The 26,125-nt window shown below is 67.4% G+C and carries 25 protein-coding genes and 2 riboswitches; of the genes, 7 read left to right on the forward strand and 18 right to left on the reverse strand.

The genetic code is table 11. The features are described 5' to 3' along the window. Positions 1-77: 77 nt before the first annotated feature. Both ACVWZ4_RS34410 and ACVWZ4_RS34415 read right to left on the reverse strand, forming a co-directional pair. A complete protein-coding gene (locus tag ACVWZ4_RS34410; protein WP_456742115.1) occupies positions 78-1,520 on the reverse strand; it encodes a PepSY domain-containing protein in 1,443 nt (480 codons plus the stop codon). 12 nt (positions 1,521-1,532) lie between these two features. After that, positions 1,533-3,881, reverse strand: a complete 2,349-nt coding sequence (locus ACVWZ4_RS34415; RefSeq protein ID WP_456742116.1) for a TonB-dependent receptor domain-containing protein — start codon at positions 3,879-3,881, stop codon at positions 1,533-1,535. Between the two features lie 116 nt (positions 3,882-3,997). Next, positions 3,998-4,200: riboswitch (cobalamin riboswitch) on the reverse strand. A gap of 73 nt (positions 4,201-4,273) precedes the next feature. Here ACVWZ4_RS34415 and ACVWZ4_RS34420 point away from each other — a divergent pair. Continuing rightward, complete coding sequence (locus ACVWZ4_RS34420) at positions 4,274-4,846, forward strand: histidine phosphatase family protein (RefSeq protein WP_456742117.1); 573 nt, start codon at positions 4,274-4,276, stop codon at positions 4,844-4,846. On the opposite strand, the gene cobT is transcribed toward ACVWZ4_RS34420, so the two are convergent. Genes cobT through cbiE form a run of 7 tightly spaced genes read right to left on the reverse strand, consistent with a single transcriptional unit; the run spans position 4,839 to position 11,011 of the window. Then, positions 4,839-5,891 (reverse strand): nicotinate-nucleotide--dimethylbenzimidazole phosphoribosyltransferase, encoded by a 1,053-nt coding sequence (gene cobT, locus ACVWZ4_RS34425; RefSeq protein WP_456702756.1) that lies wholly within the window; start codon positions 5,889-5,891, stop codon positions 4,839-4,841. The genes ACVWZ4_RS34420 and cobT overlap by 8 nt on opposite strands. A gap of 10 nt (positions 5,892-5,901) precedes the next feature. Next, a complete protein-coding gene (gene cobF / locus ACVWZ4_RS34430; protein ID WP_456702755.1) occupies positions 5,902-6,651 on the reverse strand; it encodes a precorrin-6A synthase (deacetylating) in 750 nt (249 codons plus the stop codon). Next, positions 6,648-7,379 (reverse strand): uroporphyrinogen-III C-methyltransferase, encoded by a 732-nt coding sequence (gene cobA / locus ACVWZ4_RS34435; protein WP_456734637.1) that lies wholly within the window; start codon positions 7,377-7,379, stop codon positions 6,648-6,650. Before cobA ends, cobF begins: the two co-directional genes overlap by 4 nt. Then, complete coding sequence (locus ACVWZ4_RS34440) at positions 7,376-8,686, reverse strand: cobyrinate a,c-diamide synthase (RefSeq protein WP_456742119.1); 1,311 nt, start codon at positions 8,684-8,686, stop codon at positions 7,376-7,378. Before ACVWZ4_RS34440 ends, cobA begins: the two co-directional genes overlap by 4 nt. Next, positions 8,686-9,468: a precorrin-4 C(11)-methyltransferase gene (cobM, locus tag ACVWZ4_RS34445; protein ID WP_456742120.1), complete on the reverse strand. Its 783-nt coding sequence runs from the start codon at positions 9,466-9,468 to the stop codon at positions 8,686-8,688. The genes ACVWZ4_RS34440 and cobM overlap by 1 nt, the downstream gene beginning before the upstream one ends. After that, positions 9,465-9,833 (reverse strand): cobalamin biosynthesis protein, encoded by a 369-nt coding sequence (locus ACVWZ4_RS34450; protein WP_456734634.1) that lies wholly within the window; start codon positions 9,831-9,833, stop codon positions 9,465-9,467. The genes cobM and ACVWZ4_RS34450 overlap by 4 nt, the downstream gene beginning before the upstream one ends. Beyond that, complete coding sequence (cbiE, locus tag ACVWZ4_RS34455) at positions 9,830-11,011, reverse strand: precorrin-6y C5,15-methyltransferase (decarboxylating) subunit CbiE (protein ID WP_456742312.1); 1,182 nt, start codon at positions 11,009-11,011, stop codon at positions 9,830-9,832. Before cbiE ends, ACVWZ4_RS34450 begins: the two co-directional genes overlap by 4 nt. 10 nt (positions 11,012-11,021) lie before the next feature. Here cbiE and ACVWZ4_RS34460 point away from each other — a divergent pair, with 10 nt between their 5' ends. Beyond that, positions 11,022-11,768, forward strand: coding sequence for a cobalt-precorrin-6A reductase (locus tag ACVWZ4_RS34460; RefSeq protein WP_456742121.1), 747 nt, complete (start codon positions 11,022-11,024; stop codon positions 11,766-11,768). On the opposite strand, the gene cobJ is transcribed toward ACVWZ4_RS34460, so the two are convergent. The 7 genes from cobJ to ACVWZ4_RS34495 are packed head-to-tail and all read right to left on the reverse strand — an operon-like array spanning position 11,744 to position 19,636. Beyond that, complete coding sequence (gene cobJ, locus ACVWZ4_RS34465) at positions 11,744-12,478, reverse strand: precorrin-3B C(17)-methyltransferase (RefSeq protein WP_456734633.1); 735 nt, start codon at positions 12,476-12,478, stop codon at positions 11,744-11,746. The genes ACVWZ4_RS34460 and cobJ overlap by 25 nt on opposite strands. Further along, positions 12,475-13,209 (reverse strand): precorrin-2 C(20)-methyltransferase, encoded by a 735-nt coding sequence (locus ACVWZ4_RS34470; RefSeq protein ID WP_456790465.1) that lies wholly within the window; start codon positions 13,207-13,209, stop codon positions 12,475-12,477. The genes cobJ and ACVWZ4_RS34470 overlap by 4 nt, the downstream gene beginning before the upstream one ends. 2 nt (positions 13,210-13,211) lie before the next feature. Next, positions 13,212-13,841: a precorrin-8X methylmutase gene (locus tag ACVWZ4_RS34475; RefSeq protein WP_456702747.1), complete on the reverse strand. Its 630-nt coding sequence runs from the start codon at positions 13,839-13,841 to the stop codon at positions 13,212-13,214. Next, positions 13,841-14,992, reverse strand: coding sequence for a precorrin-3B synthase (gene cobG, locus ACVWZ4_RS34480; RefSeq protein WP_456763608.1), 1,152 nt, complete (start codon positions 14,990-14,992; stop codon positions 13,841-13,843). Before cobG ends, ACVWZ4_RS34475 begins: the two co-directional genes overlap by 1 nt. Then, entirely contained in the window at positions 14,989-18,231 is a 3,243-nt protein-coding gene (gene cobN, locus ACVWZ4_RS34485; protein WP_456763607.1) for a cobaltochelatase subunit CobN, read from the reverse strand. Before cobN ends, cobG begins: the two co-directional genes overlap by 4 nt. After that, a complete protein-coding gene (gene cobW, locus ACVWZ4_RS34490; RefSeq protein WP_456702744.1) occupies positions 18,231-19,265 on the reverse strand; it encodes a cobalamin biosynthesis protein CobW in 1,035 nt (344 codons plus the stop codon). Before cobW ends, cobN begins: the two co-directional genes overlap by 1 nt. Beyond that, a complete protein-coding gene (locus ACVWZ4_RS34495) occupies positions 19,262-19,636 on the reverse strand; it encodes a DUF1636 family protein (protein ID WP_456734628.1) in 375 nt (124 codons plus the stop codon). Before ACVWZ4_RS34495 ends, cobW begins: the two co-directional genes overlap by 4 nt. 96 nt (positions 19,637-19,732) lie before the next feature. Continuing rightward, a riboswitch (cobalamin riboswitch) is annotated at positions 19,733-19,951 on the reverse strand. 40 nt (positions 19,952-19,991) lie between these two features. On the opposite strand from ACVWZ4_RS34495, the gene cobO reads away from it, so the two are divergent. Together cobO and ACVWZ4_RS34505 are read left to right on the forward strand one after the other, a co-directional pair. Beyond that, positions 19,992-20,687 carry a cob(I)yrinic acid a,c-diamide adenosyltransferase gene (gene cobO, locus ACVWZ4_RS34500; protein ID WP_456702742.1) on the forward strand — a complete coding sequence of 232 codons (696 nt, stop codon included), beginning with the start codon at positions 19,992-19,994 and terminating at the stop codon, positions 20,685-20,687. A gap of 21 nt (positions 20,688-20,708) precedes the next feature. Next, positions 20,709-22,142: a cobyric acid synthase gene (locus ACVWZ4_RS34505; RefSeq protein ID WP_456738141.1), complete on the forward strand. Its 1,434-nt coding sequence runs from the start codon at positions 20,709-20,711 to the stop codon at positions 22,140-22,142. Here the strand turns inward: ACVWZ4_RS34505 and cobD are convergent. Together cobD and cbiB are read right to left on the reverse strand one after the other, a co-directional pair. After that, positions 22,131-23,096, reverse strand: coding sequence for a threonine-phosphate decarboxylase CobD (gene cobD / locus ACVWZ4_RS34510; RefSeq protein ID WP_456742123.1), 966 nt, complete (start codon positions 23,094-23,096; stop codon positions 22,131-22,133). The two genes, ACVWZ4_RS34505 and cobD, sit on opposite strands and share 12 nt — an antisense overlap. 11 nt (positions 23,097-23,107) lie before the next feature. Beyond that, positions 23,108-24,049, reverse strand: a complete 942-nt coding sequence (gene cbiB, locus ACVWZ4_RS34515; protein WP_456734625.1) for an adenosylcobinamide-phosphate synthase CbiB — start codon at positions 24,047-24,049, stop codon at positions 23,108-23,110. A 120-nt stretch (positions 24,050-24,169) separates the two neighbouring features. Here cbiB and cobU point away from each other — a divergent pair, with 120 nt between their 5' ends. From cobU to bluB, 3 genes are read left to right on the forward strand one after another with little or no spacing between them, the layout of a single operon-like run. Next, positions 24,170-24,673: a bifunctional adenosylcobinamide kinase/adenosylcobinamide-phosphate guanylyltransferase gene (gene cobU, locus ACVWZ4_RS34520; protein ID WP_456702739.1), complete on the forward strand. Its 504-nt coding sequence runs from the start codon at positions 24,170-24,172 to the stop codon at positions 24,671-24,673. After that, positions 24,670-25,455, forward strand: coding sequence for an adenosylcobinamide-GDP ribazoletransferase (gene cobS, locus ACVWZ4_RS34525; RefSeq protein ID WP_456702738.1), 786 nt, complete (start codon positions 24,670-24,672; stop codon positions 25,453-25,455). The genes cobU and cobS overlap by 4 nt, the downstream gene beginning before the upstream one ends. Before the next feature lie 3 nt (positions 25,456-25,458). Next, on the forward strand, positions 25,459-26,091 hold the full coding sequence (gene bluB / locus ACVWZ4_RS34530) for a 5,6-dimethylbenzimidazole synthase (RefSeq protein ID WP_456702737.1): 633 nt from the start codon (positions 25,459-25,461) through the stop codon (positions 26,089-26,091). Positions 26,092-26,125 lie beyond the last annotated feature (34 nt).

Below are 26,125 nucleotides of genomic sequence, written 5' to 3' on the forward strand. Positions count from 1 at the left end.
GCTACACTGAAAGGCGGCCGGCGGAAAGGGATCAATGACTCCGCAGCCGAGCGCGGAAGCTATGCGCAAGGGGCGGCTCAGATCGACAGGCGCAGGCGCCGCCAGCCGATCACGATGCCGGTGACGGAGAACAGCAGCCCGAGCGCGCAGAGCCCGACGATCAGGACATCGCGGACGCGCGGATGCGCCATCAGAATGGGAAAGTCGAACGTATGGAGCGCGCCGTAGGCCCAGCGATAGGCCCGTCGCGAGGCATCGAGCCGTTGCAGGATACTGCCGTCGGCGCCGTCAATGTCGAACCAGAGACCGCCACAGCGGGAACGGTAGACCGGGGCTCCGGGGACGGCGGACCGAGCGGGATAGTCGTCGTTGTCGGCAAGAACGGAGGGCACGCCGCAGCCTGCCGCCAGGCGCTCCGTCAGGTTGAGAACGTCCCGCCCATCCAGGAACGCCGTCTGCCGATAGCGGGCCGGCTCGCCCGGTTTGATCAAGCTCTGCCTGCCAAGTCCGATCCGGTCGCGCCGATAGACGCTGCCATTGAAAGCAAACCATTCGACTTCACGGGCTGCAGTCGACAGCGGCTGCCGATCAAGCGTTGGAGCCGCGCGCCAGTCCGGCCCGGCGTTCGTCAGGCCGACTTCGGCCGCGGTCAAGTGCCCACGCGAGAACAGCCGGCCGTGATCCATCGAGAGCCAGCCGCTGAAGATCCAGGTCAACAGGAAAACGGTCGATAGGAGACCGATGACGTGATGCAGGGCGTGCCATCCGCGATAAGGCGAAGGGATCGGGCGCCCGTGAGTTCTGTCCCTGTGAATTCGGAGCCTGAGAATTCCGAGTACCGCCCCGGACATCGCCGCGATCAGGGCCATCAGCGACATCGACGAGACCATCTGGTCCCACAGCGCCCAGTTGCTGCGGAGCACCGTGGGATAGATCCAGTGCAGCACGCTGCCGACAAGATTCCAGCCACGCTCGCTGCGCGTCGTATCCAGCACGACCTCGCCCGCGCGTGAGGAGACATACGCTTCGGTTCCGGCAGCATCGCCAAGTGTGATGCGGAACAGAGGCCGGTGCCGGTCAAAGCCGTTCGGCACGCTCCATTGATCGTAATCGGCGCGTGCGACAACCACGGCGTGAACAGCATCGAGCCCGCGGCTGCGGGCGTGATCCCTGGCGATAGCGAGCGCGAGGTCCGCAGATTCCACCGATGCATCGGCCCCATCGGATGCGCGGACTGCGCGCAGATGCGACGGCCCTGATACGACATAGACCGGCCCGTCGCTGCGCCGGATCAGGCGAACGCGCGTGGCCTCGGCGATCCCGCTGGCGGCCACCGCGTCGGCAACCGCCATGATCGGCTCTGTGCGCTCGACCGGCGCCAGGCCTGCAAACCGCTCCGCTTCCGTCAGCGACGGAAACGGCACGAAGTGCATCACGATCCCGCTCGCGAACCACATCGCGAACAGGAGGCAGAATGCGATCCCGAGCCAGCGGTGCAAGAGCACGATCGCGCCCATCATGCGGTCAGCGCCCTACCATTTGAAAGCCGCGGAGATTTCGTAGGTTCGGGGCGCGCCCAGCAGGACCTGGTCGGGATAGAACGGGTCACCCCAGATCGCATAGCGCCTGTCGGTGAAGTTGCGGACCCTGACGGCCAGGCGAGCCTGGTCGACGGCAAAGAAGACCGTCTTGGGGACGTCGACGAAGGCGTAGAGATCGCCGACCGTGTAGGCATTCATGGTCACGGCGTTGGCATCGCAGTTGTAGCGGTCGCCGACATGGCGGCCGACGATGCCGAGCTCCACGGGCCACGGCGTCGAGAAGCGCCAGGATGCGCCCGCATTGGCGACGACGCGGGGCGCATTCGGCGGCGTGTTGCCGGAGAACGAGCCGCCGGCAAAATCATAATCGGCATAGCGCGCATCGACATAGGCGGCGTTGCCCCAGAGACGCAAAGGCTCGATTGGGCGGATCGATCCGGCGAGCTCGACGCCCTTGGACTCCTGCCGCCCCGCGATGTTGAGCGTCATGCCGCCGGCCGCCGCATAGACATTCTTGCGCAGGATGTCGTAGGCCGAGAACGACCACTCCGCCCTGTTGTCCCAAAACACGTGCTTGACACCGGTCTCGTAGGTGCGCGCGGTGGTCGGATCCAGATTCTGGGTCGGCGCGAGCAAGAAGATGTTGTTGGCCGAGATGTCGGCGCCGGTGGCGTACTGGCTGAAGAAGGTCAGGCCGGGAACGGCTTCCCAGCTGTAGCCGATGCGGCCGGTGACGGGCGCCCAGTCCTTTGTGAACGGGAAGCTCGCCTTCTCCAGGCCATTGACGTCGGTCGAGTTGCGGTCGAGCCCGATATGCTCGACGCGCAGGCCGCCGATCAGCGCGAAGGTCCGCGTCAGCTTCAGCCGGTCCTCGAACGACAGCGCCTCGTTGTCGATACGCGCTGTCTGCTGCTGCGTCGTGAGATCGCCGTAGAGGCCGCGATCGGGATCGACCAGCGAGACAAAATCGTTCGGGAAGTTTGCCGCGCCCGGCCGGACGAAGTCGAGATAGCTCGACGACAGCGTCGTGACCATGCGGTTGTCGAAACCCGCGATGTTGGCGTCCCAGACCAGATCAGTGATGTTGCCGACGAGGCGCTGGCTGTGCGCGACATAGAAGCGCTCGCGATAGACCTGGTTGTTTGTGGAATTGAACGCCTCGATCTCGTTGTTGAACCAGCTGCGCTCGGCGCCATAGCCGTAGGCTTGGCTCTTCAGTGTCAGGTCGGGCGCCAGCTTCAGCTCGAAACCGCCGCGCAGCCACACTTCCTGCGCAACGTTTCTATCGTCGAGGACATTGTAGTTCGTATTGAAGGTACGGTCATCGATCGTGACGGCCCCAAGGTCGGTTCTGTTGAAATAGCTGCCGGAGACGATGCCGCTCGTCGCGTGCGAACCGCTGAAGGCCGCCGGCACCAGCGGCGCGCCCCAATAGGCTTTTGAACGGTCCTCGCGATACTCGATCGCCCCCCAGACCTTGAGGCTGTCGGAGATGCGGTCATTGAGCTGGCCGGAGACGTCGAGTGTCTTGGTATTGGTGTCGTCGGCAAAGCCGTTGAGCGAGGACCGGCTGACGTCGAAACGGTAGTCCAGACCCTGCACGTTGGTGCTGCCCCCGGAACCGTAATGCGTACGGAAGGAATTCAAGGAATCGAACGAAAAGTCTGCTTCGTTCTGGATCGGCCCCGTGCGCGGCTGCTTGGTCACGAAATTGATGGCGCCGCCCGCGGCGCCCTCGCCCGACATCAGGGAGGCCGGACCTTTGAGGATTTCCACGGCTTCGAGATTGGCCGTGTCCATGATCCGCGAGGTCATGTTCTGCGGACCGATCTTGATGCCGTTGTAGAGCGTGTTGATCTGGCTGTTGGTGAAGCCGCGCATCGAGAACGCGGACGGCTCGGCCGGATTGTCTCCGGCAGTGACCCCGACCGCGCCTTGCGCGACGTCGGAGACGGTGCGGTAGCCCTGCTCGCGGATGGTCTCGGCGCGGATGACCTCGACGGTTGCCGGCGTCTCGCGCACCGTCAGGCCGAGGCGCGAAGCGCTCTCCGCGACCGCGTTGCTGTTGAGTGGCGTTGGCGCTGCGGAATTCGGCACGACCGGCTTGGACGCGGTCGATGCGGTCGAGGGTCGCCGCACGGCCCTACGGCGCGCGCTCTCTGCACTTTGGCCATTGGGTTTGGCCTGCTTGCGCGATTGCGGCGGCGACACCTCCACGGGCGGCAGGGGCTCGCGGGCCTGCTGCGCCAGGGCAGCCGTCATCTCGATGGTAGCGAAAGATGTGAGAGCGGCGGACGCCAGCAGAAAGCGGCGTGGTCGTACAATACGGATGGAAGACACGGTCCTGGACCTCGGTGTGACGTCAGTGGCACGTCACCGCGAACCAAGGTCCCACCATCAGGCTGTCAGCCTTCCGATGAAGCCGAATGTCTGTACTCCCCGACCGACATCTTCGCGTGTGACCACGGCTGACGGCAGGTCTCCTGGCTCGCGGGTCGTGACCGCTTCGTCGCCTTCCCGGGACCGAGGACCCAGTGGCTTTTCGACGAAGGATTCACCGCTTACAGTTGCGGGGGCAGCTGCGGCATTGGGGACAACGTCCCCGCACCGCATTCCCTTTTCATCCCCTTTCGGGGAAACCGTCACCGCCATCTAGGATTACGGCGAAGACAGAGTCAATGTGCCGGATGCGGCGATATTGCCGCGGCGGCGAGCTTCCCTGGGAGATCTGCATGGAAGGCGAGACCTTCCTTTGGCTGATACGCCATGCCCGCGTCGACGGTGTCGCGGGGACCATCCATGCGGCCGACGCTCCGGCCGATCTCGACGATCGCGCGCAGCTCGAGGCGCTGCGCCGTCTTCTGCCGCCGAATGCGGCGAGCTATGCCAGCCCGGCGCGCCGCACGGTCGAGACGGCGCGGGCGCTGGGGCTTGAGCCTGAACTGATGCCCGAATTCGGCGAGCAGGATTTTGGCGGCTGGACCGGCCGCCGGCATGACGAGCTCGCAGCCAGCGGGGGCGAAACCTATGCGCAGTTCTGGAGTGATCCGGCACGCCGACGGCCACCAGGTGGAGAGAGTTTTGAGGATCAGGTCGCGCGCGTCCGGCTCGGGCTTGCGCCGATAGGTGCCGGCCCCGCAACGCTCGTCGTGCATTCCGGCACCATCCGCGCCGCCCTCTGCATCGCCCTCGATCTCTCGCCGCAAGCAGCCTTGCGCTTCGTGATCGATCCGCTGTCACTGACCCGGATCGACCGGCTCGCGACCGGATGGCGGGTTGTGTCAGTCAATCGGCAAGTCAGCTAGCTCTGTCCGGCACATTGGCCTGCGCGAACGTCGCCATGTCATTGTGCAGCGCGCAGGCCGAACGCACCAGCGGCAGGGCGATCGCGGCGCCCGACCCCTCGCCGAGCCGGAGATCGAGGCTGATCAGCGGCTGCACGTTCAGCGCGCGCAGCACCAGCCGATGCCCCTGTTCCGCCGACTGGTGTGACGGCAGCAGGAACGGCTGGCACGACGGGTTCAGCCGCACCGCCGCGAGCGCCGCTACCGAGACGATGAACCCGTCGATCAGCACCGGAATCCGCGCTTGCGCGGCCGCGATGATGGCCCCGGATATGGCCGCGATCTCGAGACCGCCCACGGCGCACAGGATTTTTTCGGGCGCCGCGCCGGCCACGCCATGACGCGCGATCGCGGCATCGATCACGCGCGCCTTGTGCACGCGCCCCGCCGCATCGACGCCGGTGCCGTGGCCTGCGATCTCTTCGGCGCTGATGCCGAGCAGGCCTGCGGCGATCGCCGCAGACGTCGTGGTGTTGCCGATACCCATCTCGCCGAAGATCAGGAGATCGGGTCGATTGGCCTTCGCTCGCGTGACTGCGCGCTGACCGGCCTCGAAGGCGAATGCCAGCTCGGCGAGCGTCAGCGCAGGCTCAATGCTGAAATCCCGCGTGCCGTGGCGCGGCTTGTCCGTGACGATATCTGGCATCGGCTCTTGCGCCAGCGTTCCCGCGTCAACAACTTCAAGCGTCGAGCCGAGTTCGCGTGCCAGCACGGAGATCGCAGCGCCGCCCGAGGCAAAATTCGCCATCATCGCAATGGTGACGGCCTGCGGATAGGCCGACACGCCCTGGGCGACAATGCCGTGATCGCCGGCGAAGATGATGATCGGCACGCGTGCCGCGCGGGGGCGTTCGGTCGCTTGCAGACCGCCAAGCTCGATCGCGAGCTGCTCGAGTCGGCCGAGCGCGCCCGTCGGCTTTGTCAGTTGCGCCTGCCGCGCGATCGCCGCATCGCGATGAACAGCTGATGGCTCAGGGCAGTTTTGAGTGATCCATTCAGGGAGCATGCTGCCTCGCTTATGGCCTGCGTTTGAGAATATAACAGTCCATGATCCAGCCGTGCCGCTCGCGCGCATCCTGCCGCGCCGCCACGATGCGCGGACCAATATCGGCCAGGGCGCCGGACATGATGATCTGATCGGCCATGCCGAGATAGGCACCCCACCAGATTTGAATTCTGTCAGGATCGAGCGACTGGAACGCGGTGCCGCCGTCGAGCATCACAACGACCGTATCGACGCCTTCAGGCCAGCCGCCTTCGCGCAGGCGCCGTCCCGTCGTGACCAGAAAGGGCTCACCGATGTCATTGAGCGGCAGCGCATGCGCCGCGCAAAGCGCCTGGATCGAGGTGATACCCGGCACGACCTCAATGGTCGGCTGGGGAGCGAGCCGCCGCGCAATACGCAGCGAGGAATCGTAGAGGGACGGATCACCCCAGATCAGCAGCGCGACCTTGCCGTCACCGCCGAGATGATCGGCTATCGTCCGCGACCACGTGGCGGCGACCGCATCGTGCCAATCGTCAACGCCCTTGCGATAGTCGGCTTCGAGCGCGTCGCGCACGGGAAGCTCGAATTCGGCAATGCGCGTGGTGGCAGTGGTGAGCACGTCCGCGCAAATCGTTCGCCTGAGATCAGCGAGATCAGACTTCGCGGTGCCCTTGCGCGGGATCAGGACAAGATCGGCAGCATTGATGGCGTGAACAGCCGCGCGCGTGAGCTGCGCGGGATCGCCGCAACCGATGCCGATCAGCGAGAGGGTCATCATGATGATCCGCCCCCCGCCAGCGCGCCGAACATGATGACGGCCGCCGTGGACGCCGCGCCGCCGCGCGCCAGCTGCGCGGCCAGTTCGGCGATCGTGGTGCGCACTATCAGCTGGTCGGCGCGGCCAAGCGATTCGGCGAACAGTGCCGGAGTGCCAGGTGACAGACCGTGCTCGATCAATTTCGAGACCAGCGCCGGAAAGGTGCGTCGGCCCATATAGACCACCGTCGTTGCATCCGGATCGGCCAGCGCCGCCCAATTTAGATTCGGCGGCAGCTCGCCGGTGACATCGGCCCCGGTCACGAACTGCACCCGGCGCGAGGTATGGCGACGCGTCAGGGGAATGCCGGCTTGCGCGGCGGCCACGCAGGCCGAAGTGACGCCGGGAATGATCTCGTAGCCGATGCCCGCCTCGCGCAGCGTCTCCAGCTCCTCCTCGAGCCGGCCAAAGATGCCGGCATCGCCCGACTTCAACCGCACGACGCGGACGCCGGTGGCGGCATAATCGACCAGCAGCCGATTGACGTGGTGCTGCTTGGTCGAAGGCCGCCCTGCACGTTTGCCGACCGCGACGAGATTGGCGCCGGGCCGCGCCAGGTCGAGGATCGCGCCGGAGGCGAGATCGTCATAGAGCACGACGTCGGCCTCGCGCAGCCGCGCGGCGCCCTTGACCGTGAGAAGCTCGGGATCGCCGGGGCCGGCGGAGACGAAGGAGACAAAGCCGCTCACCGGTCCTCCGCGATCAGATGGAAGAACGTGCCGGTGGCGTGGCCACGCCGCGAGCCGGCCTCGGCGATGACCGCACCGGCTGCGTCGTGCACCACCGCCAGCGGCGTATCAGGCTGGGCGAGGATCGTCGAATAGTGGAATTCATGCCCACGCAGCCGCGCACCGGCCTGATGCCCCGGCATCGGCGCTGAGAGCGTGGCGAGACGATAGCCCAGATGCATGCGGCGCTTGGCAAAGCTCGTCTCCAGTCCGAGCAGACCCGTCATCTCATGACGAATACCTTCGGCATCGGTCAAAGCGGTGCCCAGCACCATATACCCCCCGCATTCGCCGTGCACCGGCCGTGTCTCGGCGAAGGCACGTAGGCCGTTGTGGAAGCGCGCATTGGCGGAGATCTTGCCGGCATGAAGCTCGGGATAGCCGCCGGGCAGCCAGCAGACATCCGCGCCCGCATCCGGCGCTTCATCGGCGAGCGGCGAGAATGTCGAGATCTCCGCGCCGGCCGCGCGCCAGGCTTCCAGCATGTGCGGGTAGACGAAGGAGAATGCGGCATCGCGGGCAAGCGCGATGCGCTGGCCGGGCGGCGTCACGTTCAGGCCATCGGTGGCTGATCGCACCGACCAGTCGGCAGCCGAGCGCAGCACCGCATCGAGATCGACATGCTCGGCGACGAAGCGCGCGGCCTCGTCGATCAGCTTGCCGATCTCCGCCTGCTCCTCGGCCTGCACCAGGCCGAGATGCCGTTTCGGCAGGCTGATCTCGGCATGGCGCGGCAGTGCGCCGAAGACGGCGATGCCGACGTCGTTGAGCGCGCGCCGCACGAGCTCTTCATGGCGCGGGCTCGCCACACGATTGAGCACGACGCCGGCAAGGCGCAGACCGGCGCGGTAATCGCGCAGGCCCGCCGCGATCGCCGCCGCCGTCTGCGCCTGTCCCGAGGGATCGATCACCAAAACCACCGGCCAGCCCAGCATCTCCGCGATGTCAGCGGTGGCGCCGGTGCCCGAGACGCCGCGCGCGGCAACGCCGTCGAACAGGCCCATCGAGCCCTCGGCGAGCACGATGTCCGCATCGCTGCCGCGGCTGACGAGATGCGCGATGGTCGCGCGGTCCATCGCCCAGCTGTCGACGTTGACGGAGGCACGGCCCGTGGCCGCGGCATGGAAGGCGGGATCGATATAGTCGGGCCCGCTCTTGAAGCACTGCACCTTCAATCCGCGATTGCGCCAGGCGCGCGCCAGCGCGAGCGTCAGCGTGGTCTTGCCGACGCCGGACGCTGGCGCGGATATGACGAGGCCCGCCGCCATCACGATGCCTCCGGGAAGCGCGGCTCGGCACCGATCGGGCGATAGCGCCGATCGTAGTCGGCGGCGTAGAGCCGGCTCTCGTCAAACTCCGCAGCGCCAAGCGTCTTGCCGACCAGGATCAAGGCAGTGCGCTCCATCTCCGTACCGACGGCGGCATCGAGCGTTGCCAGCGTCGCGCGGACGATGCGCTGGTCCGGCCAGCTCGCGCGCCAGACGATGGCGACTGGACAGCCGGCACCGTAGTGCGGCGTGAGCTCGGCGACGACCTGGTCGAGCAGATGGATCGACAAATGAATCGCGAGCACGGCGCCGGTTGCGGCGAACGCGGCAAGCTTCTCGCCCTCTGGCATCGCACTGGCGCGGCCCGGCGTGCGGGTCAGCACGACCGACTGCGCGAGCCCAGGCAGCGTCAGCTCGGCTTCGAGGGCGGCGGCGGCCGCGGAGAACGAGGGCACGCCCGGCGTGATCGTGACGGGAATGCCGAGCGCGCGCAGCCGGCGAAGCTGCTCGCCCATCGCCGACCAGATCGAGAGATCGCCCGAATGCAGCCGCGCGACGTCCCTGCCCTGCGCGTGCGCCGCGCCGATCTCGGCGATGATATCGTCGAGCGACAGCGGCGCCGTGTTGACGATGCGCGCACCTGGCGGGCAATGCGCCAACACGCCTTCGGGCACCAGCGATCCCGCATAGAGACAAACCGGACAGGCCGCGATCAAGTCCCGGCCACGCAGCGTCAGTAAGTCCGGAGCGCCCGGTCCGGCGCCGATGAAATGCACCGTCATGGGCCGTCTCCTTCCGCGATCGCAGCCGTCGCGGTGCGATCCTGCGAGATCGCGCGTGTCCCGATCAATCGCGCGTGCGGGCCGGCGGCAGCGAGCGCCGCTGCCTCGGCGAGGGATCCCGTACCAAATTTTTCGGTGACGAGCTTCGATTGCGTCGGCGTGTCGATACGAGCCAATATGTCGGCCGGTACCGCCTTGATCGGCACGCCGCATTCCAGCGCAAGCAGTATCAACGCCTCCGCATCGGCCTTCTCGCTGACAGTAGCCACAGCGGTGAGCCCTTCGGGACCGCCGGCTGCCAGCAGCGCTTCGCGCAACGAGGCCAGCGTCACATCTCTCTTGAATCCGAGCCCGGCGATTTTCATCGGACCGTACTCCACTGCAGCAACGGCCGTGCCGCCTCCCACGAGCGGTAACGGCCGAGCGGAGCGGCATGCGCGATCTCGACCCGCATCAACTCGCCACCATGCTGCCGGTGCAATCCGCCGAGCAGCGCCTCGGTCTCCAGCGTCACGGCATGCGCGACGAGCCGCGCGCCCGGTGAAAGACGCGACCAGATCGCATCGAACATCGCGCGATCGAGGCCGCCGCCGACGAAGATGGCATCGGGTGCCTCCAACGCGGCAAGTGCTTCGGGCGCCGTTCCCGTGATGATGGTGATCCTGTGCGTCAGCCCGAACGCCGCCGCATTGCTGCGGATGTTCGCAACGCGATCCTCGCGCGCCTCGATCGCAGTCGCCGCCCCCCCGCACAGCGCCCACTCCACCGAGATCGAGCCTGAGCCGGCGCCGATATCCCATAGGCGCTCGCCGGGGCGCGGCGCCAGCGCGGAGAGCGCGAGCGCGCGTACCGGCCGTTTGGTGATCTGGCCATCATGGACAAAGAGATCGTCTCGAAGACCTGAGCTGCGGGGAATCCCCTGCCCGCCTATCGCCAGGACCGCCACCGCAACGAGATTGCCGGCAATATCCTCGGCAAAGCGATCGGCGCGGTGCCGGTCGATGTATTCGCGCGGGCCGCCAAGCGCCTCGAGGGTCCATACGAGCGAGGCACCCCATCCTCGTTGCGTCAGCCATTTCGCCAGTTCGCCGACCGTCTTTCCGTCGCGCAGAAGGCAAATGATCCGCGCATCTTGCGCCAGATGGGCGATCAGACGCTCGAACGGCGCGGCGTGGAGCCCGAGACAGACGACGGACTCGAGCCGCCAGCCCAGCCGCGCGGCCGCGAGCGAGAAGGTCGATGGCGCCGGATATGCGATCCACTCGTCGCTGCCGAGCTTCTCGGCGAGGCCCGCGCCGGCGCCGTGCCAGAAGGGATCGCCGGAGGCGAGCACCGCCGTCGGCCGGCCGCGACAGCTCAACACGATGTCGGCATCGAACGGCACCGGCCACGCGCGGCCGCGGCTTCCTACGTCTGCAAGTGCAAGATGGCGCTCGCCGCCGAACACGGTTTCCGCGTTGGCGAGCGCCTTTCGGCTTGCGTCCGGCAGCCCGGCAAGGCCATCTTCGCCGATACCGATGATGCTCAGCCAGGGAACAGCCAAGGACTCAGCCATGATTCGCGCCCTCATTCTGGGCGGAATTGCCGATGCGAACGTGCTCGCCGCGGAGATCGCGCGCGTGGGCATTGACGCCGTGTATTCCTATGGTGGCCGCACGCGGGTCCCGGCGGATCAGCCGCTGCCGACCCGCATCGGCGGTTTTGGCGGCGTGAGCGGGCTTGCCGGCTACATCAAGCGCGAACGCATCACCCATGTGATCGACGCGACGCATCCCTTCGCGGCCGAGATGAGCCGTCACGCCATCGAAGCGTGCGCTGAGACCGGCACGCCGCTGATCGCGCTGGAGCGCGCGCCCTGGAGCAAGACGCCCGGCGACATCTGGATTGAGGCCAGCGATGTCAATGCTGCGGCGGCTGCGCTGCCCGAAGCGCCGGCAAACGTCTTCCTCGCCATCGGCCGCCAGCACATCGCCCCGTTCGCGGCCAGTCCGCAGCATGCCTACACGCTGCGGTTCGTCGATCCGCCGGAGGCGCTCCTGCCCTTCGCCGCCGATGTCATCGTATCGCGCGGGCCGTTCACGCTCGAGGGCGAACTGGAGATGCTGCGCACGCGCGGCATCGCATGGATCGTCGCCCGCAACTCCGGCGGCGACGGCGCCCGCGCCAAGATCGACGCCGCGCGCAGGCTTGGCCTGCCCGTGATCATGATCTCGCGGCCGCAATTGCCCGAGCGGCTGCGGGTCGAGAGCGTCGCCGAGGTGATGCAATGGCTCGATCATCGGACCTGCCTCGGCGCATAGACCCAGCGACCGACGCGGCGCGTCTGCGAATTGCCGACGATGACAAGCGTGCGCATGTCGGCCATCTCCGGCGTCGCATCGTTTAGCGTAACCGTCACGATTTTTTCGTCGGCAGCGCTGATCGCGCGCGCGAAGATCGCAAGGCGCTCACCACAGCCGGCTTCCTTCAACACCAAGAGCGCGCGACCAAATCCATCCGGCCGGCTCGCCGAGCGGGGATTGTACATCGCGATCGAAAAATCAGCTTCCGCGGCGAGCCGCAGCCGCTTCTCGATCACCGCCCATGGTTTGAGATTGTCGGAGAGGTTGATCGCGCAGAAATCGTGGCCGAGTGGCGCGCCGGCGCGCGCCGCCGCCGCCAGCATCGCGGTGATCCCCGGGAGCACGCGGATCGGCAGGTCCTGATATTGCGGCGCCAGTTCGAGCGCTTCGAACACGGCAGCGGCCATCGCGAAGACGCCGGGGTCGCCGGAGGAGACGACAACCACCTCGCCGCCATCGGCCGCGAGCCGCAGAGCCTCGGCGGCCCGTTGAAGTTCCGCACGATTATCGGACGGATGCAGGGTGAGCCCGGGCCGCGGCGCCACGCGCGAAACGTAAGGCGCATAGCCCAAGATGTCGGTCGCGGTAGCAAGCGCGGCCGAGACCTCCGGCGTCACCAGCGCGTCACTGCCAGGGCCGAGGCCCGCGATGGTGAGCGTGCCACTCATTCGGCGGCGGCCGGATGCCGGCCCTTACCGTGCACGAGCACGATCGCGAAGTAAGGACACTCAGTGGTATCGATCTCGGAAAGCCGCACCACGCGCTCGCCAGGCATGGTGCCGCGCTCGACCAGCCAGCCAGCATCGTCCAGCCGGCCCGCGGATGCAAGCGCGCGGCGCACCTTCGCGAGATTGCGGCCGGTCTTCATGATGACGAGGGCATCGGAATCGCGCATGCGCCGCTCGAGTTCCTCTTCGGCGAGCGTGCCCATCAGCACCGTCGTCACGTCGTCGCCGAGCGCAATCGGCTGTCCCACGCCGTTCCAGCAGCCGACCATGCCGGGAATGCCGGCGATCACCTCGATCTCGACGCGGCCCTGCAGGCGCGTGTGCAGGTGCATGAAGGAGCCGTAGAAATAAGGATCGCCCTCGCACAGCACGATGACGTCGACTGCGCGCGAGAGCCGCGCCAGGCGCTCGGCCCATTCATCGTAGAAGCCTGATAGCAGCTGGACATACTCCGGGCCATCGAAGGCGATCTCCGTGGTCACCGGATATTCCATGGGATATTCGGTGACGTCGGCAGCCAGCATCCCCTCGACGATGCGCCGCGCCTGGCCCGGCCTGCCCTTCTTGCGGAAATAGGCGACGTGCTTCGCGCCGCGCACGGTACGATCGGCGCGCACGCTCATCAGATCGGGATCACCGGGTCCGAGACCGCAGCAGATGATGCGTCCCATCTCTATTCGCTCCGGCTCGCCAGCGCGTTCACGGCAGCGACCGTGATCGCGGAGCCGCCGAGGCGGCCTTCGACCGTCAGCGCCGGCACGGGTGGATCGGCCATCAGCGCGGCCTTGGATTCGGCCGCGCCGACGAAGCCGACCGGGCAGCCGATGATGGCCGCTGGCCGCGGGCAGTCGCGGTCCTCGAGCATGTTGAGCAGATGAAACAACGCCGTCGGCGCATTGCCGATCGCGACGATCGCGCCGTCGAGATGCGGGCGCCACAGTTCCAGCGCCGCGGCCGAGCGCGTGTTGCGCATCGACTGCGCCAGCGCAGGAACGGCCTCCTCGCCGAGCGTGCAGATCACCGCGTTGGCCGCGGGCAGTCGCGCGCGCGTAATGCCTTCGGACACCATGCGCGCATCGCACAGGATCGGCGCGCCCTTCTGCAAGGCTGCGCGCGCCGCGGTCGCCATGCCGGGCGTGAAGCGGATATGCGCTTCGAGACCAACCATGCCGGCGGCGTGGATCATGCGCACCACGACCTGTTCTTCGTCGGCTGTGAAGCGCCCCAGATCGGCCTCGGCCCTGATGGTCGCAAAGGATTGCCGATAGATCGCAACGCCGTCCGTCTCGTAAGCATGCGGCATCAGTGGCCCCGCATCAGGATGGAGGGATCGCTGATCATGTCGTCGCGGTCGAGCCCACGCAGTATAGGCACGTCGCGGGTCGAGCCGCCGCGCACGAGATCGAACCCGGTCGCCGTCGCCACCAGCGTGATCGCGGCCGCGCCGGAATGGGCGCAGCCCTTGGCGCAGCCGGAGACATGCAGCTGGGCAGCTGCCCCGATATCAGGCGCGAGCGCCGCGGCCAGCGCGCGGGTATCGGCATGGGCCTCGCGGCAGCGCGGCGCGCCGCTGCAGGCGATGACGCGCAGCGCCGGATCGTCAGCCTCGGTGATGAGGCCCGAGGCTGACGGCATCGTCCGCTTGCCCTCGCTCAAGACCATCCGCCACGGCGTCATCCGCAGCGCATGCCCGCAGCCGGAGAGCTGGTCGAGCGTCGTATGCGGCACCTGCCCGAAGGCGATCCCGACCATCGCCCCTTGCGGATAGAGACCGGGGCGCACAGCTGCCATGATCGGCGCCGGCTCCGCCTCGCCACGTAGCGCCTCAGGCAGTTTTGCGCCCGCGGCAAGATGCGTTGCCATCCGCCCGCGTCCGCCGGAGGCGATAAACCAGCGAGCGACAGCAAGTGCGGTGGTCACCGCTTCGCCGCGCGCGACGCAGCGGCCGAACCTTGCGCCATCGGCACGCACCATGAGACCGCCTGCCGCGTCGCGCTCGATCCGCACATCGGCGGAATTGCCCGCGAGCACGCGCGAGGTGCCGTCATCGATGGCGAAGCCGAATTTCGTCGGCAACGCGAGCGCAGAGTTCGCCAGCGCCTCTTCGAGCTCCGCGACAAGCGCCTGGGTCTCGTCGCCGCGGCGCCAGAACGGGGTGACCAGGATATTGCGCCGGGATTCGGTGTCGGCGTCAGGGTCCAGCAGCGCCAGCTGTGCGAGACCATCAAGCAGCCGCCGATGGCTGCTCTCGCTGACGCCTCGGATCTGGAGATTGGCTCGGCTGGTCACGTCGATCAGACCATTGCCATGGCGCTCGGCGAGACGCGCGAGCCCGGCGGCCTGTTCCGCGTCGACTCGACCGCCGAACGGGCGCACGCGGACCACGAGCCCGTCGCCCGATTGCATCGGCCTGATAGCGCCGGGGCACCAGCCCTTCACTGACGCCACGCTCATGACGCCTCCTTCAGCGCGGCCGCGATCGAGTTGCGGCGCGTTCGCCAGAGCGAAGCCTCGTGCAGGCGGGTGAAGCAGGTCTGCATCGCGGCGAGCGCCGACGGGTTTTCGCGCGCCATGAAGGCGCGGACATCGGCATCGCCGAGCGTCGCGTCATAATACAGATCGAACAGATGCGGCGGTACGGCGCCGGCGAGATGGGCGAAGGCCGCCATGTGCTCCAGCGTCGCAGTGACCTCCGCCGCGCCGCGAAAACCGTGCCGCATCATGCCGGCGATCCAGGCCGGATTGGCAGCGCGGGCGCGCACGACGCGGGAGATTTCTTCCGTCAGCGTACGCGCGTGCGGCTCGTCGGGGCGCGTGGTGTCGAGGTGATAGAGCGATGGCCCTGCTGCGCCGAGATGCGCCGCCGCCGCGGCGATGCCGGCCTCGTGCGCGGCATAGTCGGCGGCGAGCAGCAGATCGGTCTCCGGCAGATCCTGGAGGTGAACGAACGCATCGGCGGACGCGAGCCGCTGCTCGATGCCCGCGCGATCCGGCTTGATCTCGCCATCGGCGGAAAACGCCCAGGACGAGGCCGACAGCCAGGCTTCACCGGCGGCATCGCGCGTCTCGGGCGAGAAGGCATCGGGGATCGCCGAAAGGCCGACGCCGTATTGTCCGGGACGCGGCGCGAACACGCGGGAGGCGCGGTGGCGATAGGGATTCGCCTCGCCCTCCTCGCGCGATGCGAGCGCCTCGGTGGCGGCTTCGAACATCTGGGCAAGGCCCGGGAAGACGTCGCGGAACAGGCCCGAGACGCGCAGCGTGACGTCGATGCGGGGACGGCCGAGCTCGGCCGGCGCGATGATGTCGTAGCCGGTGACGCGTCCGGAGGCATGATCCCAGCGCGGCGCGAGACCGGCGAGATGCAGCGCCATCGCGAATTCCTCGCCCGCGGTGCGCATGGTGGCCGAGCCCCAGAGATCGACGACCAGACCCTTCGGCCAATCGCCGTGATCCTGCAGGTGACGGCGCAGCAGCTCTTCGGCGAGTTTGATCCCCTGCGCATGCGCCGACGATGTCGGCACCGCGCGGGGATCGACGGCGAAGAGATTGCGCCCCGTCGGCATGACGTCCTGACGCCCGCGATACGGCGAGCCTGCCGGGCCCGACGCGATGCGCTGGCCTGCAAGCGCCGCGCACAGCGCATCCCGCTCGGCGTCACCGCAGGCGCCGCGGCCGAATACATGCAGGCCGTCGCCGAATTGGCTTTCCTTGAGATCACAGACGAAGCGGTCGATGCGAGGGATGGCTTCAGCCGGTGCGGCCGAAGCATCCAGGCCGAGATCGTCTTCGAGACCCGCCGCACGCGCCTCCTCGCGGATCGCCGCGATCAGGCGCTGGCGACGCGCGGGATCGAGACCATCGGCGGTCGAATATTCGTCGAGCAGACGTTCGAGCCGGCGCAAGCCGTCAGGCACGGCAGATTGTTCCAGCGGCGGCGGCAGATGGCCGATGGTGATGGCACCAATGCGCCGCTTGGCCTGCGCGGCCTCGCCGGGATCGTTGACGATAAAGGGATAGATGACGGGCAGATCGCCGACCAGCGCCTCCGGCCAGCAGTGTGAGGACAGCGCCACGGATTTCCCGGGCAGCCATTCCAGAGTGCCATGCGCGCCCATATGGACGACGGCATCAATCCCCTGCCCGCGGAGCCAGAGATGGAACGCGACATAGGCATGGCGCGGTGTGCGGGCGAGATCGTGATAGTCGGAATCGCGCGTAGCCGCATCGCCGCGCTCGGGCTGGACTGCGATGATCGATCGGCCGCACGGGATCGCAGCGAAGTGGAAGCCGCCGTCACGGCAGCTCGGATCGTTCTCCGGCGCGCCCCAGGCTCGCGCGAGATCGTCCTGCAAGGCTTGCGGCAGGCGCGAAAGCGCCGCGCGATAGTCGGCAACGGTCCACGTCAATTTTTGCTTGACCAGCGTCTCGCCAAGCGCTCCGACGGGCGAAAGGTTGAAGCCACCATCGGCAAGATCAGACGCCAAGGCTTCCACCGAGGCCAGCGCATCGAGACCAACCGCATGCGCGATCCGGTGCGGTCGTCCCGGATAGTTCGAGAGCACGATCGCCAGCTGCTTCTCCGCAGCGGGCTTCTCGGCCAGGCGATGCCAGGCCGCAACACGTGCCGCAACGGCCCTCACGCGCTCCTCATCCGGCCGATGAGCCAGATGCGAGAACTGCAGATCGGGATCGCGCATCCCGGCCGATTTGAAACTCGCCACGCCCGCAAACAGGCGGCCGTCGACCTCCGGCAGCACCACATGCATCGCGAGATCGCCGGGCGACAGGCCGCGCAGCGACTCCGTCCAGTCCTCGCGCTGCGCCGATGAGAGCGCGACCTGGAACACGGGGCACGGCGCGGCATCGAACGGCGTCGTGCCGTCGTCGCCCCTCGCCGAGAACGCCGTCGCATTGACGATCGCGGCAGGAGGATTCCTGGCGAGATGGTCTCGCAGCCAGTCAGCGACGCCCGCGGCCTTCAGCGAGGTGACGAACACGCCATAGGCGTCAAACCCCTTCTCGCGCAGCGCAGCGATCAACGCGTCGATCGGCCCAGTGTCCGCGGCAGTGAGGTAAGAGCGATAGAACGTCACCAGCGCGGACGGCTTCCCCCCGCTCGGGACGGCGGCGATCACGCCTCGCGCGGAATCGTAAAAGCCCATCTCTGGCACGGTCATTTCGCCGACGACGGGCCCGGCATAGAGACCCGAGGCCAGCGCAAGCTGCGCAATCGCCGCCTGCGCCGCAACGGGACCGCCGGTGTCGCACAGCACCTTGAGCCGGCGCAGCGTCGAGACCGGCAAAGTCGAATAAGCGTCGAGCCTGATATCGTCGCGGCCATCGGCCGGCAGCACGGCGAGCACGATATTGCGATCTTTTGCCAGTTGCTGGAGTGCCGCGAGCCCGTAGGGCCAATAAGACTCGCCTCCAATCAAGCGCACCAGAATGCCACGCGCCTGCGACAGCGTGCGCTCGATATAGGTGTCGACCGAGAGCGGATGACGTAGTTCCGCGAGATTGGCGAGCCGCAACGACGGCAGGCTGTCACGGCCACGCCGCCAGCCCGCTGCAAAGGCGGCAAGGTCGGAATCCGAGAACGAGAGCACCACGAGATCGGCCGGGTCCTGGCCGATGTCCCTTGGCGTCGCGGTCTCCTCCAGACCGCGGCTCTCGCGGAAGACGACGTGCATCAGACTCCCAATCCCGCCTTGATCGCAGCCTCGTCGATATCGCCGTGCTCGCCGATCACGACGAGCTTTGATTGCCTGAGACCTGCGCCCCAGGGCCTGTCGAACTGGTGGCGCACGCGCTCGCCGACCGCTTGCAGCAGCAGCCGCATCGGCTTGCCCGCGACCGCGATATAGCCCTTGGCGCGCAGCACGTTCTGCTCGCGCGCCAGCTTCTGGACCGATGCGAGCAACGCATCGACGTCAGCAATCTCAGGGAGATCGATCACGAGAGAGGCGAAATCGTCGTGCTCGTGCTCCTCCTCGCCGTCGTGATGCGAGGGACGCGCGGCGAGATCGTTCTCGGCGGCGGCGCCAAGGCCAAGGATGACGCGTGCGTCGATCGCACCATCGGTAATGGGCAGCATCGGCACGCGGCGCGGCATCTCGGCGGTGATCGCGGCCTTGGCGGCTTCAATGCCCGCAGCACCCGCAAGATCGGCCTTGGTGAGCAGCACGATGTCGGCGCAGGCGATCTGATCCTCGAACACCTCCGACAGCGGCGTCTCGTGATCGAGATTCCCGTCGGCCGCGCGTTGCGCTTCGACGGCATCCGGGTCCGGTGCAAAACGGCCGGCGGCGACAGCCTCGGCATCGGCGAGCGCGATCACACCGTCCACGGTGATGCGCGAGCGGATCTCGGGCCAGTCGAATGCCTTCAGCAGCGGTTTCGGCAATGCCAGGCCCGAGGTCTCGATCAGGATGTGATCGGGCTTCACAGGGCGAGCGAGCAACTTCTCCATGGTCGGAATGAAATCGTCGGCAACGGTGCAGCAGATGCAGCCATTGGCTAGCTCGACGATGTTCTCTTCCGGACAGTTCTCGTCGGCGCAGGACTTCAGGATCTCGCCGTCGACCCCCTCGCTGCCGAACTCGTTGACCAGCACGGCGAGCTTCTTGCCTCCGGGATTTCCGAGCAGATGCTGGATCAACGTCGTCTTGCCGGAGCCGAGAAAGCCGGTGACGACGGTCACCGGGACTTTTGCGAGCGAGTTCATTCGGCGGCCTCCGGCAACGCGACAATGGGGGGAATGCGGGCAAGCGATTGCTTGCGGAAGATTTCAGGCCGGCTGCGCCAGGGCACGAGGCCATCTGGCGCGGCGGCATACGCGGCGGCGCCGGCAACGACGTCCTGCGCGTTGGCATCCGAGAGCCGGCCATACACATAGGACCAGCGGCCGGGCGCGCTGAGCGCGACCGAGCAACCCTGGCTACAGGCAGAGAGGCATTCGACGGGAACCAGTTTGACACCGTCGGGAACACCGGCCTCGAGGATCGCGCCATGCAGACGCTTGCCGGGCGTAACCTCGCCTTCGCCGAGCGTCTGGCCGGCGCGACAGGTGATGCAGACATGCAGTGTGACGGTCATCGCCTCTTCCAGAAGTATCAGCCGGAGGCGAAGAGGCCCACGAACCGTTCTTGCGAAGGCTCGTTTCCCCGTCGCGGAACACCCCGTCCGCCGGTCCAAAAATCGTCCGCGCTGGCAGGTCTCCCGGCTTGCGGAGCAGGGCTTTGCCCTTCGATCCCCGCCTTCCCGATCCCCTGGGGGTTCAGTGGCTTTGGGCATCTCTCCGGTCACGGTCGCGGGGGCGGCTGCATTTTGGACCCAATCTTGCCGATTCGGACCCTATCGCATTCCCTCTTCGCCTGTCATAGGACAGGAACCAACGCCGGGCCACCATTTGCCCCCGGCCGCCTCTTGTCAAGCCGAAGGACCCTGTCAGATGACGCCTGAACCGGATAGCCAAACGGCCGACGAAACCGACGCCAAGACCCACGCCAAGACAGACGCCAAGACCCACGCCAAGACAGACGCGAAGAACGAGGCGAAGCACGCCGCAAAAATGGCGAAGATCAAGGTCGCCCGCGACAGGATCATGGCGACCAAGAGCGGCGAAAAAGGGCTCATCATCGTCCACACCGGCGCCGGGAAGGGCAAGTCGTCCTCCGCCTTCGGCATGATCGTGCGCTGCGTCGCTCATGGCTTCCCCTGCGCGGTCGTGCAGTTCATCAAGGGCGCCTGGGATACCGGCGAACGACGCCTGCTCACCGGCCATTTCGGCGAACTGTGCCAGTTCCACGCCATGGGCGAAGGCTTCACCTGGGAGACGCAGGACCGCGCGCGCGACATCGCGGCTGCGCGCGCCGGCTGGGAGAAGGCAAAGGAGCTGATTCTCGATTCCAATCTGCGCATGGTCGTGCTCGATGAGATCAACATCGCGCTGCGCTACGATTATCTCGACATCGGCGAAATCGTCGATTTCCTCAAGACGTCGAAGCCGCCGATGACGCATGTCGTGCTCACCGGGCGCAACGCCAAGGACGAGCTGATCGAGATCGCCGACCTCGTTACCGAGATGACGCTGGTGAAGCATCCGTTCCGCTCCGGCATCAAGGCGCAGGCCGGCGTCGAGTTCTGAAACGTGACGGCACGCGCGCTGATGATCCAGGGGGCCGGTTCGGACGTGGGCAAGTCGCTCATCGTCGCCGGCCTCGCGCGCGCGTTTACGCGGCGCGGCTTGCGCGTGCTCCCGTTCAAGCCGCAGAACATGTCCAACAATGCCGCCGTCACCGTCGATGGCGGCGAGATCGGCCGCGCCCAGGCGCTGCAGGCGCTCGCCGCGGGCGTCGAGCCGCACACGGACATGAACCCGGTGCTGCTGAAACCCGAGACCGATGTCGGCGCGCAAGTCATCGTGCATGGCAAGCGCATCGCAACCGCGCGCGCGCGCGACTATGCGGCGATGAAGCCACAGCTGATGGGCGCGGTGCTGGAGAGCTTTGAGCGGTTGAAGGCGCGCAGCGATCTGGTGCTGGTCGAAGGCGCCGGCAGCCCGGCCGAGGTGAACCTGCGCAAGGCCGACATCGCCAATATGGGTTTTGCCCGCAAGGCCGGCGTGCCCGTGGTGCTGGTCGGCGACATCGACCGTGGCGGCGTCATCGCCCAGCTCGTCGGCATCAAGACGGTCATCGAACCTGATGATGCCGCGATGGTCCAGGGCTTTGTCATCAACAAGTTCCGCGGCGATCCCACGCTGTTCGATGACGGCTACAGACTGATCGAGCAAAGGACCGCCTGGCGCGGCTTTGGCGTACTGCCGTGGTTCGCACGGGCCGGCGAGTTGCCGGCCGAAGATGCGCTGGGCCTAAGCGATGCCCGCAAGCCGGGCCAGCGCAAGATCGCCTGCCTCGCATTGTCGCGGATCGCCAATTTCGATGATCTCGATCCGCTGAAGCTCGAGCCTTCAGTCGATCTCGTGATGGTGCGTCCGGGCGAAGCGATACCGGGCGACGTGCGTCTCGTCATCATCCCCGGCTCGAAGTCCACGCGTGGCGACCTCGCGTTCCTGCGCGCGCAGGGCTGGGACATCGACCTGCTCGCGCATCACCGCAGGGGTGGCCATGTGCTCGGCCTCTGCGGCGGCTACCAGATGCTCGGACGCAGCGTTGCTGATCCCGACGGCATCGAAGGACCCGCGGGCGACACGCCGGGCCTCGGGCTGTTGGATGTGGAAACGGTGATGAGCCCGCAGAAGACGCTGACACGGGTCGCGGCTGTGCACGCGGCGACCGATCAACCGATCCACGCTTACGAAATCCACATCGGCCGTACCGACGGGGCTGATCGTGCGCGTCCATTCGCCAAGCTGAATGGCGAGCTCGAAGGCGCGATCTCGCGCGATGGGCGCGTGCAAGGCAGCTATCTGCATGGCCTGTTCACGTCGGACGCCTTTCGCAAGGCATTCCTTGCAGGGCTCGACATTCCCGCGGGTGAGGACCCGTATGGCGCCCGGGTCGAGAGCGCGCTCGATGCGTTGGCCGATCACATCGAAAGGCATCTCGGCGTCGAAGGCCTGCTCGCGCTAGCGCGCTAAGGCTCCGGCGAGGCGCATCCATTCGGACTCGACGCCCGGAAGACCGAGGCGCAACCAGGTCCGATTTTGCGCGAAGACGCGCGACCAGATCTGGCGGCGCGCGAGCTTCTCCTGCGCGGCCATTGCGTCAGGCGTTTCGTAGAGACGAAACAGCGGCGCGCCGCCGGCGAGCCGCCAGCCCTGCCCTTGCGCCATCTCATCGAGGCGCGCGCAATCCTGCGCAAGCCGCACCGTCGTCGCCTTGGCCCAGGCGTCATCGCGCAAGGCGCGGCAGCCGATCGCGATCGCCGCGCCCGACACAGGCCACGGACCCGATGCTGCCGCGAGCTTGGCGATGTCAGTCGCATGGCCAATCGCGAAGCCGAGCCGGAGGCCGGCAATCCCATAAAACTTTCCAAACGAGCGCAGGATCAAGAGCCCCGGCCGCCCCGCTTCCGAAGCGAGCGAGAGCTCGGGAACAGCATCGGCAAAACTCTCGTCGACGACGAGATGACCGACGCGCGGCAAAAGCGCGAGCAATTCCTTCGGCGCGGCACGGCGCCCGTCGGGATTGTTGGGATTGACGACGATGGCGAGGCTCGCGCCGGCGAGCGCATCGAGCTCACCGGCGTCCTCGACCTCCCATCCCGCGGCCGACAGCACAGGGGCATATTCGTTGTAGGTCGGCCCGAGGATGCGCGCCCGTCCGCGCGGCGCGAGCTGCGGCAGCAGTTGAATGGCGGCTTGCGCACCGCCCATCGCGACAACTGGCGCGATCGTGCCATAGGCACGTTGAGCCGCCTGGTGCAGGGCCTCGATCTCGGAACGCGACGGCAGAGCCTGCCAATGATGTGCTGATATCTCGCCCACGGGATAAGGCCGCCGGTTGATCCCGGTCGACAGGTCGATCCAGTCTTCAGCGCGTCCGCCGAAACGCTGCCGGGCCAGATCGAGATTTCCACCGTGCTCGCGCATGCCTTCTTCTTTCACGCGAAGGCGAGGATCGCAAGGACGCCCGCGAGCAGCACCATGGCGCGGCGATAGACCGTCAGTCCCTCGATGATGTCGCAGGCCTGCGGATCGCGCGCGCCTTCGTTGAGCCAGGGCTCATCGGTCGCGCAGCCGTGATAGATCCGCGGGCCGCTGAGGCGCACGCCGAGCGCGCCGGCCATCGCCGCCTCCGGCCAGCCGGCATTGGGCGAGCGATGGCGCCGCGCATCGCGCGTCATGCAGGACAGCGCCTCCGATCGTCGCGGCGCGAGCAGCACGAAGAGAAAGCCGGTCAGGCGTGCCGGAACGAAGTTGGCGACATCGTCGATGCGGGCGGCGGCCCAGCCGAACGCTTCGTGGCGTTCGCTGCGATGGCCGATCATGGAGTCCAGCGTATTGATCGCCTTGTAGCCGAGGATTCCCGGCAGGCCGAACAGCGCGCCCCAGAACACCGGCGCGACGATGCCGTCAGAGGCGTTTTCGGCGAGGCTCTCGATCGCCGCGCGTGCGATACCGGCCTCGTCGAGCGCAGCCGGATCGCGGCCGACGATGCGCGACACGGCTCCGCGCGCCGCAGCGATGTCACCGCCCAGCAGAGGATCAGCGACGGCGGCGACGTGATCATGCAGCGAGCGCAGCGCCACCAGCGGCCAGGCCAGGATGCCGACCAGCACGATCTGGATCCAGCCCGGGGAAAGCGCGGACTGGAGCACGCAACCGAGCACAAGCGCCATCGCAATCACCAGAAGCGCGCCGGCAACGCCTGCCGCGCGGCGGAGGCCCGGCGGATCGGACGCGCGATTCCAGCCACTGTCGATGGCAGCGATGAGCCGGCCCAACCAGGTCACGGGATGGCCGATTCGTGCAAATAGCGGCGACGGCCAGCCCGTGAGGGCATCTACCGCCATCGCCACCACCATCGCACCCGCAAAACCCACGCCTGCCTCCTGTCACGCCCCTGTTGCGCAAAGCGCGGGGCGAGCGCAAGCCCCTCGCCGCCTGATTTCGGCTTTGTCTTTGGCCGCGTTTGGTGATTAGTCAGGCCAACAGGAGAGTTCATGGCCGTCATCTTGATCACGGGCGGAGCGCGATCGGGCAAGAGCAGGCGCGCGGAAACGCGCACGCGGGCCTTTCCCGGGCAACCCGTCTATCTCGCGACGGCCGAGGCGCTCGATGCGGAAATGGACGCGCGCATCGCGCAACATCGCGCACGGCGCGGAACCGACTGGATCGAACGCGAGGTGCCGCTCGATCTCGTGCCCGCGCTGGTCGCAACCGATGGCGCCGGCGCCCGGCTCGTCGACTGCCTCACGCTGTGGCTCTCCAACCTGATGCATGCTGAACGCGGCTGGGAGCACGAGGTGAGTGAACTCGCCGCCACCCTGCCCCGGCTCAAAAGCCCTGTCGTCCTCGTCACCAACGAGGTGGGCCTCGGCATCGTGCCCGACAACGCTTTGGCGCGCAGCTATCGCGACGCCGCCGGCATCATGAACCAGACCATCGCCGGTGTTGCCGACGAGGTCGAGTTCGTCGTTGCCGGCCTGCCGATGAAACTGAAATGATGCCGCCCGCCCACATTTTGAAAGACCTCGTCGCCGATCTCAGGATCGCGGCGTCCTTCATCACGATCGTGCCGGTGACCTCGCCGAAGCCTGCCAGCGACGGCGCCGTCGCGCGCGCGACCTGGGCGCTGCCGGTTGCGGGATTGATGGTCGGAGTTGCAGGCGCCGCGGTCTACGCGCTCGCGAGCAGACTGGGACTGACACCAGGCACGGCCGCCCTGCTCGCGCTCGGCACGACGGCGCTCATCACCGGCGCGCTCCACGAGGACGGGCTCGCCGATACCGCCGACGGCCTCGGCGGCGGCCGGACGCGTGAGCGCAAGCTCGCGATCATGCGCGACAGCCGGATCGGCAGCTACGGCGTCTGCGCGCTGATCCTGTCGTTCGGTCTGCGCTGGTGCGCGCTTGCCGCGATCGCCACGCCGTGGGCCGTGATGCTCGCGCTCGTCTCGGCCCATGCCGCGGCGCGCGCGGGCGTGCCTGCGTTCATGTCGCTCGTGCCGCCGGCGCGGCCAGACGGATTGTCGGCAAGCGCCGGATCGCCGCCGGGCCGCAGCGTGGCCATCGCGTTCGCGGTTGGAACCCTTGTGCTGGCGCTGGCGCTCGGGCCGGCCAAGGCGCTGGTCGGCCTGGTCCTGCTGTCGCTGGCCGGACTGATCCTGACGCGGCTCGCCATCGGTCAGATCGGCGGACAGACCGGCGATATCCTCGGCGCGTTCGAACAGGTCGGAGAGATCCTGATCCTGCTGGTCGCCGCAGCCTTCCTTCACACGGGAGGATAGATCATGGTCGCGTTCGACGACGCCTTCCGCCAGCACTTGCGCGAGCTGTTCGTGTGGCGCCGCGATGTGCGCCGCTTTCGCAGCGATCCATTGCCGGGCGGCGCCATGGAGCGGTTGATCGAGACGGCCTGCCTCTCGCCCTCGGTCGGCCTGAGCCAGCCATGGCGCTTCGTCATCGTCGATGATGCGGTACGGCGGCGCGCTGTGATCGACGATTTCAAGGCCTGCAACGCCGAGGCGCTCAGCTGCTACTCCGGCGAGCGCGCCGGCCGCTACGCGGCGCTCAAGCTCTCGGGCCTCGAACAGGCTCCCGGCCATCTCGCCGTGTTCGCCGACAAGGCCAGCGACATCGGCCAGGGCCTCGGCCGCATGACCATGCCGGAGACCACCGAATATTCCGTGGTCGCCGCCATCACCGCGATGTGGCTCGCCGCGCGTGCCGAGGGAATCGGACTCGGCTGGGTCTCGATCCTCAATCCCGAGCACATCCGCGGCGTGCTCGACGTGCCCGCCGCCTGGAAATTCATCGCCTATCTCTGCATCGGCTATCCCGAGGAGGAGTGCGACCAGCCCGAGCTCGAACGGGCGAAGTGGGAACACCGGCGCGGTGCGGGCGAATTCACGCTACGGCGCTAGTCAGATCGCACGCATCACTCCGCAGAGACCGTCC

Source organism: Bradyrhizobium sp. USDA 4472 (assembly GCF_054058595.1).

Excerpts from the sequence above, each read along its gene's own strand:
- ACVWZ4_RS34410 (WP_456742115.1), bottom strand. The coding sequence starts at position 1,520 with ATGATGGGCGCGATCGTGCTCTTGCACCGCTGGCTCGGGATCGCATTC.
- ACVWZ4_RS34420 (WP_456742117.1), top strand. The coding sequence starts at position 4,274 with ATGGAAGGCGAGACCTTCCTTTGGCTGATACGCCATGCCCGCGTCGAC.
- cobT (WP_456702756.1), bottom strand. The coding sequence starts at position 5,891 with ATGCTCCCTGAATGGATCACTCAAAACTGCCCTGAGCCATCAGCTGTT.
- cobF (WP_456702755.1), bottom strand. The coding sequence starts at position 6,651 with ATGATGACCCTCTCGCTGATCGGCATCGGTTGCGGCGATCCCGCGCAG.
- ACVWZ4_RS34440 (WP_456742119.1), bottom strand. The coding sequence starts at position 8,686 with ATGGCGGCGGGCCTCGTCATATCCGCGCCAGCGTCCGGCGTCGGCAAG.
- cobM (WP_456742120.1), bottom strand. The coding sequence starts at position 9,468 with ATGACGGTGCATTTCATCGGCGCCGGACCGGGCGCTCCGGACTTACTG.
- ACVWZ4_RS34450 (WP_456734634.1), bottom strand. The coding sequence starts at position 9,833 with ATGAAAATCGCCGGGCTCGGATTCAAGAGAGATGTGACGCTGGCCTCG.
- ACVWZ4_RS34460 (WP_456742121.1), top strand. The coding sequence starts at position 11,022 with ATGATTCGCGCCCTCATTCTGGGCGGAATTGCCGATGCGAACGTGCTC.
- cobJ (WP_456734633.1), bottom strand. The coding sequence starts at position 12,478 with ATGAGTGGCACGCTCACCATCGCGGGCCTCGGCCCTGGCAGTGACGCG.
- ACVWZ4_RS34470 (WP_456790465.1), bottom strand. The coding sequence starts at position 13,209 with ATGGGACGCATCATCTGCTGCGGTCTCGGACCCGGTGATCCCGATCTG.
- ACVWZ4_RS34475 (WP_456702747.1), bottom strand. The coding sequence starts at position 13,841 with ATGCCGCATGCTTACGAGACGGACGGCGTTGCGATCTATCGGCAATCC.
- cobG (WP_456763608.1), bottom strand. The coding sequence starts at position 14,992 with ATGAGCGTGGCGTCAGTGAAGGGCTGGTGCCCCGGCGCTATCAGGCCG.
- cobN (WP_456763607.1), bottom strand. The coding sequence starts at position 18,231 with ATGCACGTCGTCTTCCGCGAGAGCCGCGGTCTGGAGGAGACCGCGACG.
- cobW (WP_456702744.1), bottom strand. The coding sequence starts at position 19,265 with ATGAACTCGCTCGCAAAAGTCCCGGTGACCGTCGTCACCGGCTTTCTC.
- ACVWZ4_RS34495 (WP_456734628.1), bottom strand. The coding sequence starts at position 19,636 with ATGACCGTCACACTGCATGTCTGCATCACCTGTCGCGCCGGCCAGACG.
- cobO (WP_456702742.1), top strand. The coding sequence starts at position 19,992 with ATGACGCCTGAACCGGATAGCCAAACGGCCGACGAAACCGACGCCAAG.
- ACVWZ4_RS34505 (WP_456738141.1), top strand. The coding sequence starts at position 20,709 with ATGATCCAGGGGGCCGGTTCGGACGTGGGCAAGTCGCTCATCGTCGCC.
- cobD (WP_456742123.1), bottom strand. The coding sequence starts at position 23,096 with ATGCGCGAGCACGGTGGAAATCTCGATCTGGCCCGGCAGCGTTTCGGC.
- cobU (WP_456702739.1), top strand. The coding sequence starts at position 24,170 with ATGGCCGTCATCTTGATCACGGGCGGAGCGCGATCGGGCAAGAGCAGG.
- cobS (WP_456702738.1), top strand. The coding sequence starts at position 24,670 with ATGATGCCGCCCGCCCACATTTTGAAAGACCTCGTCGCCGATCTCAGG.
- bluB (WP_456702737.1), top strand. The coding sequence starts at position 25,459 with ATGGTCGCGTTCGACGACGCCTTCCGCCAGCACTTGCGCGAGCTGTTC.